General features: G+C 37.4%; 12 protein-coding genes and 1 pseudogene. 7 read left to right on the top strand and 6 right to left on the bottom strand.

All coding sequences use genetic code 11. The annotated features are described in order from the left end of the window. Window positions 1–178 precede the first annotated feature (178 nt). Both FILTAD_RS15290 and FILTAD_RS15285 read left to right on the top strand, forming a co-directional pair. Window positions 179–715, top strand: coding sequence for a DUF6932 family protein (locus FILTAD_RS15290; RefSeq protein WP_124071836.1), 537 nt, complete (start codon window positions 179–181; stop codon window positions 713–715). Then, window positions 696–1,640 carry a hypothetical protein gene (locus tag FILTAD_RS15285; RefSeq protein WP_124071835.1) on the top strand — a complete coding sequence of 315 codons (945 nt, stop codon included), beginning with the start codon at window positions 696–698 and terminating at the stop codon, window positions 1,638–1,640. Before FILTAD_RS15290 ends, FILTAD_RS15285 begins: the two co-directional genes overlap by 20 nt. 486 nt (window positions 1,641–2,126) lie before the next feature. Here FILTAD_RS15285 and FILTAD_RS15280 read toward each other — a convergent pair whose 3' ends face one another. The 3 genes from FILTAD_RS15280 to FILTAD_RS15270 all read right to left on the bottom strand — a co-directional run bounded on the left by FILTAD_RS15280 (window position 2,127) and on the right by FILTAD_RS15270 (window position 2,911). Continuing rightward, complete coding sequence (locus FILTAD_RS15280) at window positions 2,127–2,249, bottom strand: YvrJ family protein (RefSeq protein ID WP_124069611.1); 123 nt, start codon at window positions 2,247–2,249, stop codon at window positions 2,127–2,129. 75 nt (window positions 2,250–2,324) lie between these two features. Continuing rightward, window positions 2,325–2,543, bottom strand: a complete 219-nt coding sequence (locus FILTAD_RS15275) for a DUF2922 domain-containing protein (RefSeq protein ID WP_124071834.1) — start codon at window positions 2,541–2,543, stop codon at window positions 2,325–2,327. Between the two features lie 146 nt (window positions 2,544–2,689). Beyond that, window positions 2,690–2,911, bottom strand: coding sequence for a DUF1659 domain-containing protein (locus tag FILTAD_RS15270; protein WP_160117625.1), 222 nt, complete (start codon window positions 2,909–2,911; stop codon window positions 2,690–2,692). A 467-nt stretch (window positions 2,912–3,378) separates the two neighbouring features. Between FILTAD_RS15270 and FILTAD_RS15260 the strand changes: the two genes are divergently transcribed. From FILTAD_RS15260 to FILTAD_RS15250, 3 genes are all read left to right on the top strand, one after another. Further along, entirely contained in the window at window positions 3,379–3,972 is a 594-nt protein-coding gene (locus FILTAD_RS15260) for a DarT ssDNA thymidine ADP-ribosyltransferase family protein (RefSeq protein WP_124071831.1), read from the top strand. 32 nt (window positions 3,973–4,004) lie between these two features. Further along, the gene (gene darG / locus FILTAD_RS15255; RefSeq protein ID WP_124071830.1) at window positions 4,005–5,045 is read left to right on the top strand and encodes a type II toxin-antitoxin system antitoxin DNA ADP-ribosyl glycohydrolase DarG; all 1,041 of its coding nucleotides are present in this window, start codon (window positions 4,005–4,007) and stop codon (window positions 5,043–5,045) included. A gap of 70 nt (window positions 5,046–5,115) precedes the next feature. Beyond that, window positions 5,116–5,370: a hypothetical protein gene (locus FILTAD_RS15250; RefSeq protein WP_238988267.1), complete on the top strand. Its 255-nt coding sequence runs from the start codon at window positions 5,116–5,118 to the stop codon at window positions 5,368–5,370. Between the two features lie 303 nt (window positions 5,371–5,673). Here FILTAD_RS15250 and FILTAD_RS15245 read toward each other — a convergent pair whose 3' ends face one another. The 3 genes from FILTAD_RS15245 to FILTAD_RS15235 form a co-directional block, all read right to left on the bottom strand. After that, window positions 5,674–5,796, bottom strand: a complete 123-nt coding sequence (locus FILTAD_RS15245) for a YvrJ family protein (RefSeq protein WP_124069611.1) — start codon at window positions 5,794–5,796, stop codon at window positions 5,674–5,676. Window positions 5,797–5,871: 75 nt separating this feature from the next. After that, window positions 5,872–6,090 carry a DUF2922 domain-containing protein gene (locus FILTAD_RS15240; RefSeq protein ID WP_124071829.1) on the bottom strand — a complete coding sequence of 73 codons (219 nt, stop codon included), beginning with the start codon at window positions 6,088–6,090 and terminating at the stop codon, window positions 5,872–5,874. Window positions 6,091–6,113: 23 nt separating this feature from the next. Further along, window positions 6,114–6,335, bottom strand: coding sequence for a DUF1659 domain-containing protein (locus FILTAD_RS15235; RefSeq protein ID WP_160117624.1), 222 nt, complete (start codon window positions 6,333–6,335; stop codon window positions 6,114–6,116). Window positions 6,336–6,651: 316 nt separating this feature from the next. On the opposite strand from FILTAD_RS15235, the gene FILTAD_RS15230 reads away from it, so the two are divergent. Beyond that, a complete protein-coding gene (locus tag FILTAD_RS15230) occupies window positions 6,652–7,677 on the top strand; it encodes a virulence RhuM family protein (protein WP_124071827.1) in 1,026 nt (341 codons plus the stop codon). A gap of 436 nt (window positions 7,678–8,113) precedes the next feature. Then, window positions 8,114–8,281, top strand: a pseudogene (locus FILTAD_RS16130) (ATP-binding protein); the annotation flags it as partial. Window positions 8,282–8,817: the final 536 nt, after the last annotated feature.

The raw sequence follows: 8,817 nt of genomic DNA, 5'->3' as shown, positions 1-8,817 counted from the left end.
ATTTGGAAAAATAAAGGAATGAAAACGCATTCATAAGTAGCTATACCAGCAAAGAAATATGCCCCTTTGAAATACCTCCCACAAAAACTTGACTCAATCGAAAAGTCGATCTCAATTGTATTTTAAACCTCATTAGGATAAAATTGAAGTACTATTAAGTTCGGATGGATGTGGGGATATGCAAGAATTTATGGATGGGGGAAATCTATTCCCTGGTATTCATAAGTACACTTATGAAGAGTTTGAAAAACAATTTGTTGCGGAATTCTCTACCTCAACTACAAGAAGTGAGATTTATAAAAACTTTAAAGATTGGTTAAAACTATTAATAGACGTTTTACCACCAAGTTATATATGGTTAGATGGAAGTTACTTGACAGATAAGACAAATCCGAACGATATTGATTTAGTCGTTTTTTATAAACCCGAAGATATTGTTGACCTTGGGCAAGAGGGAACTGAAAAATTAGGAACGATTATAAATCAATTATCGGATGGTTATAATTGCGATGCTTATTTTTGTTATTCTCTAGACCATCTTCCACAAGAAGTTATCGAAGCTAATTTTGGAGGGCAAGAAAAAATAATGGAAACCTATTGGATGGGACAATTTTGTTTTGATCGTAGTAGAAATCCTAAAGGTATTGTTGAATTTAATAAGGATGTAATAGAAAAGTTATTAGGAGGTGCTAAAAATGATATCGCCTCAAGATAGATCTAATGAGAAAATCCAAGAAACTGAATCGCTTATTAAAGGTGTCGATGGGATTCTGAATAAACTCAACTTACCGGACTTTGCGAAAAAAATACAATTAGACTCATTAGATAAAAAAATGAATGCTTTGAAAAAAGAAAATGAGGATATTCTTCGTACAAGTGATTCAGAAGAGTTAATCATTACGATGCATCCAAAAGAATTACCATCGGGTCAAATTTCCGTTCGTTCTTTAACGACTATATTAGGTGGTTTTCAAAACCTTTCAGACAGTATTGCGAACACTTTATATAATCAACCTAGTGAAAAGGGGAAAATCCCCCAAGAAATTCTGGGTTTTAATGAGATGATATTTAAAGAAGCTAGGGCAGGTTCTTTTAAAGCAGTCTTGGAATTAAAACACTCACCTCAGAGTTCAATTGAAGAACCTGTGCAGTCTCAAACTTTATCAGAGTTATTTGAACTTCTCTTTTCATCTGGAGGCGAGGAAAGTCTGAGTGATTCAATTTCATTTTTAGGACCGCGTACTTTAAGGAATTATGCTGAATGGACTAAAACATTAAGAGATTTGGATACAACAGTAGAGGTAGAGTGGATGTCTTCCTACAGAGGGACATCAAAAGTAACAATTAATCCTGACAAGGCTGAAAATATTTATAAAATGTTGAGTGACTTCTCAGATCCTTCAGAAGAAGAAATTTTGTTAAGTGGAAAGTTAATGGGAGCGAATGTGAGAACAAAAACATTCGAAATCAATACAAGTGATGGTGAAATAATCACGGGGAGAATTAGTAAAGATGCTCTTCCTGAAGTTGCTTCATTTGTTCTTGATCAACAATGTAATGCTACATTATTGAAGGTCACTACTAAGAGCAGATCTAAAGAAAAAGTTTCTTGGACATTAAGGTCTATAGTAAAAGCTTAAGAAAACTATATTGCTTAATTTCTTTAAGGAAAAAATCGGTTCGCCCGGTTTGCAACAGCGGGGTCATACTTCGCTTAAGTTTATCGTACCAGCACCTGTCACATTGATGGGTGCTTTTCTTTTTGGTTGAAAAAGTAACTATAAAGTTCCGTCTAAGCGATGGAACTTTCGGGTACCTGTGCACGAAACTATTCCGACAATACACTACAATTACATATTTATGCGAAAAAAATGTTATAGTCTAATGTTTATTGAATAATTATGCAATTGATTGAATTGTTGGTTGTTGTTTGTTGCACAGGTACACACACAATTCATAGGTACACACACAATTCACTACAATTGCATAAAGTGAAAGGCAGCCGAAACAACATTTGGCTGCCTTTCTATGGAGTAGCTATTCACAACTATGAATTGTCATAATTCAACCATGCACAGGCACCTTTCACTGGTCTGAAACCGGCACCGGACGTGAGAGGTATCCGTTTACTTCAACGTCAATAAAACATCATGTATCGCGACGAGCCTGGCTTCGAGCCGGTGCAAAAGATAGAATGATACGACTATCGGGAAACCGACTTGTTGTATGAGATCTAGCCATTGTTCCATCCCGTTTCTTCCTCTCTTTATACATAAAAAACCGGTTCCCAGTCCGAAAACTGGTGAACCGGTCATTGCGTCTTTTTAGCCTTTTACGAGTTCAGTTACATTTCGCTCTACAATCTTCGCGCCCGTTGCCGCCGCTAGTGCAGCACCATTCCATTCGAATACATCCGAGGCGATGATCTCTTGCATTGCCGCTTCTACGCTTTCCGGGGGCAAATCCGCGCGGGGTTCATCCACCGTCAGGGTCACCTTTTTACCACTTGCTGTGTTGAAGTTCATCTGTAATGTTTTTGCCATTTTTTATTCCTCCCTTTTTTTTAGTGTCCAGCTCCAGCGCCTAGAGGCTCGGGTCATAAGTCGGTCTAGCTATGCGGCAAAGAACGCCGCTTCGCCAGCCCGCCTTATGCCTGTCGCCTCTACCAAGTCGCTTCCGCTTTTCCTTGTTAGTTAATCACATTTGATGTTTCCACGATTTCCGCCCCGATGAAGGGAAGATCTGATAGCTGGGCAAGTTGCTCCAGCACTTTGTACAAGTTATCTGCCTGCACATTTTCCTTTACGTTACGGTACGTCTTCGATTTAGTGACGGGCTTCCCATCGTCCGTCATCCCGCCATCGAAGTAAACCCGGCCGTTCGCTTGTAGAAATTCGATTGTCGCTGCCATGTAATCACCTCCTTTCATCCTCTATATAGAGTGAAAGGGGGGAAAGGGATACAGGAATTATAAAAGTTTATGATGAACACTGTTCACGGTATTAATTAAGTTCGGGTACCTCTGCATGAAACTATTCCGACAATACACTACAATTACATATTTATGAAAAAAAAACGTTGAAGTCTAATGTTTATCGAATATACATGCAATTGGTTGAATTGTTGGTTGTTGCACAGGCACCCACACAATAAAGAGAAAAGTACGGAGCGAATTGATGGTGCTGTGGCATTGATAATGGCACTGGATCGAGCCATTCGAAATGAAAATAGGGAGAGTGTTTATGATGGTCGAGGGATATTGATATTGTAGTATTACGATGTGAGTTTTGATGTGTTCATTCCACATTATGATATAATAGTAGTAAAAAAGACACTGCTTGCTATATTAGCAGTATTATATTAAGGTGAAATTTAAACATGGCGATGGGGAATATAAAAGAAGGTAAGCTACTGTACCATTTAACAAGATTATCGAATCTAGACTCCATAATTGAACATGGTTTAGTTTCAAGAAAATTAGTAAAAGATAATGATGTTCAATTTTTTGATATAGCAGACCAAAAAATTATTACCAAGCGGACAGAACTTGGACTCGATGAATTCACACCATTTCACTTTCATCCATACTCTTCGTTTGATGTTGCTGTAAAAAGCACATATGCAGATGAAGAATTTATATATATATGTATTAGAAGAGGGCTAGCCAAAGATAATAATTTCAAAATACTCCCAAGACATCCGCTTAACGATGAAGAAAACTTTCAGTTATATGATTATGATGAGGGTTTCGAAGCAATTGATTGGGAAACAATGCACACACTAGGAACGGAAGATCGATATACTAAGAATGTAAAAATGGCTGAATGTTTGACGCCTTTAATTGTTCCAGCCAAGCTTTTCCATTGTATATATGTGAGAAATGAAGAAATAAGGTCGCTAGTTAAGGAGAAATTACAGTCAAAAGGAATAACAAAAACTCCACCATTTGTGGATATTGGTCACTGGCTATAGAAAAAGCTGTTGAAGAAAGAGGGGGTGAAAACGTGATTATCTATACTACAGGTGATTTATTAAAATCATCAGCAGATGCATTGGTGAATACTGTAAATTGTGAAGGCTATATGGGGAAAGGGATTGCTTATCAGTTCAAAATGCAGTTTCCTAACAATAATAAAGATTATGTAAAAGCCTGTAAAACAGGAGAACTACAAATTGGGAAGCTCCATTACTTTAAAGAAGATGGTAAAATCATCATTAACTTTCCAACAAAAAATAAGTGGAGAGCGAAGTCTAAGATTGAATATGTAGAAAAAGGGCTTGATGAACTTGTAAAGTTAATTGAACGATTGGGTATTCAATCGATTGCTATTCCACCTTTAGGAAGTGGAAATGGTGGTTTAATTTGGAGTGATGTGAAATCGCTAATTGAGAAAAAGCTATCGGCTGTTGATGAAAATGTTCAAATTCTTATATACGAACCGTCTCAAAATTACGTATCTCAACCAAAAGCTGAACCCAGTTTAAGTTTATCTGGGCTTGTTTTAATGGATATCAAACATCACCTCAAGAAATTTGATACGTTACGACTTCAAAAGACAGCTTTCTATATGGATGTTTTTTCTGGGCAGCAATATTTCAATTTCACAAGACATAAATACGGTCCATACGATAATTCTATTGCTATTATTAGTAGGAACATTAAAGAATATCAGAAATATCATGGGGTTAAAAATACGAAAGAGGCCTACGGTATTTTATATAATAAGATTGTAAGTGGTCAAGTTGAATCAAAGCTTGCAACGTTACAACCATTTATTAAAAAAGCAGCAGAATACGTTAACAGATTCAGTACCAATCATGAATTAGAATGTTTATCTACAATTACGTATTTATTAAAAGAAAAAGAAGAATTAACGCAAGCTGAAATTGTAGACGAATTCAAACGCTGGTCAGAAGATAAAGCCAAAAGGTTTCCAGAAGAGGATATCATAAATGGCATTGATAAGTTGTTTGATTTCCACGTTATTGAAAAAACGTTAATGGGATACACACTTAATCAATCGATTGCTTATAATCATAATTAGAATCTGTGGATACGTTATAGCATCTCATCCGAGGTGCTATTTTTTATGCCCGATTTTAGGAAGTGAGATCATGAAAATGCCACTCATATCTAAATTTTTTCAATCGAGAGCTGGTCCAAAGAACAATTTTTTAGGAAGTACCTACAACTTTTTCTTTGGGGGTACAACAAGCGGGAAAACAGTTAATGAAAGAACGGCGATGCAAACCACTGCAGTATATGCTTGTGTACGTATTCTGGCAGAAACGATTGTCAGTCTGCCGCTTCATTTATACAGATACACCGATAATGGTAAGGAAAAAGCGGTGGAACAAAATTTATATTAACTTTTCGGGTACCTGTGCACGACACTATTCCGACAATACACTACAATTACATGTTTATGCGAAAAAAACGTTAAAGTCTAATGTTTATCAAATATATATGCAATTGGTTGAATTGTTGGTTGTTGTTTGTTGCACAGGTACACACACAATTCACTACAATTGCATAAAGTGAAAGGCAGCCGAAACAACATTTGGCTGCCTTTCTATGGAGTACCTATTCACAACTATGAATTGTCATAATTCAACCATGCACAGGCACCTTTCACTGGTCAGAAACCGGCACCGGGCGTAAGAGGTATCCGTTTACTTCAACGTCAATAAAACATCATGTATTGCGACGAGCCTGGCTTCGAGCCGGTGCAAAAGATAGAATGATACGACTATCGGGAAACCGACTTGTTGTATGAGATCTAGCCATTGTTCCATCCCGTTTCCTCCTCTCTTTATACATAAAAAAACGGTCCCCAGTCCGAAAACTGGTGAACCGGTCATTGCATCCTGTTAGCCTTTTACAAGTTCAGTTACATTTCGCTCTACAATCTTCGCGCCCGTTGCCGCCGCTAGTGTGGCACCATTCCATTCGAATACATCCGAGGCGATGATCACCTGCATCGCCGCCGCCACGCTTTCTGCTGTCAAATCTACGCGGGGTTCATCCACCGTCAGGGTCACCTTTTTACCACTTGCCGTATTGAAGTTCATCTGTAATGTTTTTACCATTTTTTATTCCTCCCTTTTCCTTGTTAGTTAATCACATTTGATGTTTCCACGATTTCCGCCCCGATGAAGGGGAGATCCGATAGCTGGGCAAGTTGCTCCAGCGCTTTGTACAAGTTATCCGCTTGTACATTTTCCTTTACGTTACGATACGTCTTCGATTTAGTGACGGGCTTGCCATCGTCCGTCATCCCGCCGTTGAAGTAAACTCGGCCGTTTGCCTGTAGAAATTCGATTGTTGCTGCCATGTGAACACCTCCTTTCATCCTCTATATAGACTGAAAGGGGGGAAAGGGATACAGGAATTATAAAAGATTATGATGAATGCTGTTCACTGTATTGAATTTTAGGTACCCGCACGAAAATATTCCAACAATACACTACAATTACATATTTATGAGCCGCGAATTGGATAAGTGTGTGGTTGTCTACTATCTATTGAGTGTTTAGACAATTGGTTGAATCATTGGTTGTTTTTTATTGCACGTACACAATTAATCGTAGTACAGAACAGGAAATGGTATTATTAATACTAGAAAACGGTTTTAAAATGGGGGATGTTGAATGGAAGTAATCAATCAATTTGTTCTGTACACGGGGGAGAATGGAGATATTAATTTAAAGATTTATTTAGAAGAGGACACGCTATGGCTATCACAGAAGATGATGGGCGATCTTTTTCAAGTAGAATCTCATACAATTAACTATCACATTAAAGAAATCTTTAAAAGTGGCGAGTTGGAGGAGCTGGCAACTACTCGAAAATTTCGAGTGGTTCAAAGGGAAGGCAGTAGAGACGTTGCCAGAGAAATCGAGTTTTATAGTCTGGACATGATAATTGCTGTAGGGTACCGGGTAAATTCAAAAAAGGCCACCCAATTTAGAATATGGGCAACTAAAGTTTTAAAAGAATATATTATTAAAGGCTTTGTGTTAGATGATGAAAGGTTAAAACAAGGAGAAAAGGTTTTCGGTAAAGATTATTTTAAGGAGCTTCTTGAAAGAGTACGTTCCATTCGTGCTAGCGAAAGGCGAATCTATCAACAAATAACAGATATCTTTGCAGAATGTAGTATTGATTACGACCCCAATTCAGATGTTACACGAGAATTTTATGCTACCGTACAAAATAAGTTTCATTACGCTATTACTGGTAAAACGGCAGCAGAAATAATCCATACAAAAGCTGATGAAAACGAACCACACATGGGTTTGAAAACTTGGAAAAATGGTCCTCAAGGCAGAATATTAGCTTCAGATGTCAAAGTGGAAAAAAATTACTTAGAGGAGAAAGAAATAAAAAAATTAGAAAGAACTATCTCCGGCTTCTTCGATTATATAGAAAATGTTATTGAAAACAGAGAAGTTTTCACGATGGAGGAGTTTTCCACCAGCGTCGTTAAGTTTTTGGAATTTAACGAGTATAAAATTCTCCAAGATAAAGGGAAAATATCAAGAGAAAAAGCCGAAAGAAAAGCGATGGATGTGTATAAACAATACAACAAGAGTCAACCCATTGAATCAGATTTTGATGTTCAAGTTAAAAAAATGCTTGGGAATTCAACCAGAAAAATGGATAGAGATAATTAATCAGAGGTTTCCAATCCAACTACTCGAAAATTTCGAGCAGTTCACCTTCAACATCCAGTGGCCAATAGCGTTGCGCAGCTGTAAAAATTAATTTCAGACCAGTGGTAACATTATTGTGACAATATACTGCAGTTACATATTTATGAGATGGAAATTGGGTAAGTGTGTGATCTTTTGATGTTTACTGAGTGTTTATGTAATTGGTTGAATTGCTAGTTGTTTTTTGTTGCACAACCATGGACACAAATAGCTAACAGTGTTGACGTTTGGATCCGGAGAAGAGGCAGATTACGCCCTATGTGTTGATTGGTACTCTAGAAGCGGAAGAATATCAAGGTTCATCCAAGTGTGGAAGCCATTGCATATGCGGCCATTTTTTGAAGGGCGCAGGTTTTGTGCACATGGGGAAGAGGAAGTTGCTAGTGGATGGCTGCTTTCGGTTATTTTCTGTTCACAAATTGATCCCGGCGGATGGCATATAAAACTGGGGAATGAAACGATTGCGTAGGCCATTTTGGATCGTATCATCTATGATTCCTATCAAATCCTAATAGACGGTAATGTTTCAATGCGTGAGCGTCATGGCTTAGGCGTAGAAGCATGATATGACTATTATGACAATAAGAGATCTAAGAACAATCGAAGAGTACTACTATTTAATGGGATACAAGGAATGGTTCCCTTTCCCTTTGGAACTCAAGAAGAAACTAATGATTGTCTATAGGGAAGAAGCTTCCCCGCATACTTGGACTGAGCAGAATATTCATGAGGGTAGTAGAAAATCATCATTGAATACTTCGAGCAAAATTATTGAATACTTCGAGCAAAATTATAATTAATGGATTACAAAATAGATGTAACAGCTTATCAACATGGTAAACTGTTGCGTCTTTTTATGTACTGGTAAATGAAATTCGGGTACCTGTGCACGGAATTATTCAGACAATACACTACAATTACATATTTATGAGATAAAAGCGTTAATGCCTAATGTTTATCGAGTATTTATACAATTGGTTGAATTGTTGGCTGTTTTTTATCGCACAGCGTTTAATGTGAAATAAGTCAAGCGCTATGTTTCATGTATTTTGGCCGCACGAAACCAAAGTCCCAGGTTATTATTTTTTTGAAACTCAACAA

The sequence above is a fragment of the Filibacter tadaridae genome (assembly GCF_900609045.1).
Taxonomy (GTDB): Bacteria; Bacillota; Bacilli; order Bacillales_A; family Planococcaceae; genus Sporosarcina; species Sporosarcina tadaridae.
The sequence above is the reverse complement of the archived record's forward strand: the minus strand, read 5'-3'. Positions and strand labels throughout refer to the sequence as shown.

What these genes read in the sequence shown, in the direction of transcription:
- FILTAD_RS15280 (WP_124069611.1), bottom strand. Translation starts at nt 2,249, where the DNA reads ATGGAACAATGGCTAGATCTCATACAACAAGTCGGTTTCCCGATAGTC.
- FILTAD_RS15235 (WP_160117624.1), bottom strand. Translation starts at nt 6,335, where the DNA reads ATGGCAGCAACAATCGAATTTCTACAGGCAAACGGCCGAGTTTACTTC.
- FILTAD_RS15285 (WP_124071835.1), top strand. Translation starts at nt 696, where the DNA reads ATGATATCGCCTCAAGATAGATCTAATGAGAAAATCCAAGAAACTGAA.
- FILTAD_RS15245 (WP_124069611.1), bottom strand. Translation starts at nt 5,796, where the DNA reads ATGGAACAATGGCTAGATCTCATACAACAAGTCGGTTTCCCGATAGTC.
- FILTAD_RS15275 (WP_124071834.1), bottom strand. Translation starts at nt 2,543, where the DNA reads ATGGCAAAAACATTACAGATGAACTTCAACACAGCAAGTGGTAAAAAG.
- FILTAD_RS15270 (WP_160117625.1), bottom strand. Translation starts at nt 2,911, where the DNA reads ATGGCAGCGACAATCGAATTTCTACAAGCGAACGGCCGGGTTTACTTC.
- FILTAD_RS15260 (WP_124071831.1), top strand. Translation starts at nt 3,379, where the DNA reads ATGGCGATGGGGAATATAAAAGAAGGTAAGCTACTGTACCATTTAACA.
- FILTAD_RS15290 (WP_124071836.1), top strand. Translation starts at nt 179, where the DNA reads ATGCAAGAATTTATGGATGGGGGAAATCTATTCCCTGGTATTCATAAG.
- FILTAD_RS15230 (WP_124071827.1), top strand. Translation starts at nt 6,652, where the DNA reads ATGGAAGTAATCAATCAATTTGTTCTGTACACGGGGGAGAATGGAGAT.
- FILTAD_RS15250 (WP_238988267.1), top strand. Translation starts at nt 5,116, where the DNA reads ATGAAAATGCCACTCATATCTAAATTTTTTCAATCGAGAGCTGGTCCA.
- FILTAD_RS15240 (WP_124071829.1), bottom strand. Translation starts at nt 6,090, where the DNA reads ATGGTAAAAACATTACAGATGAACTTCAATACGGCAAGTGGTAAAAAG.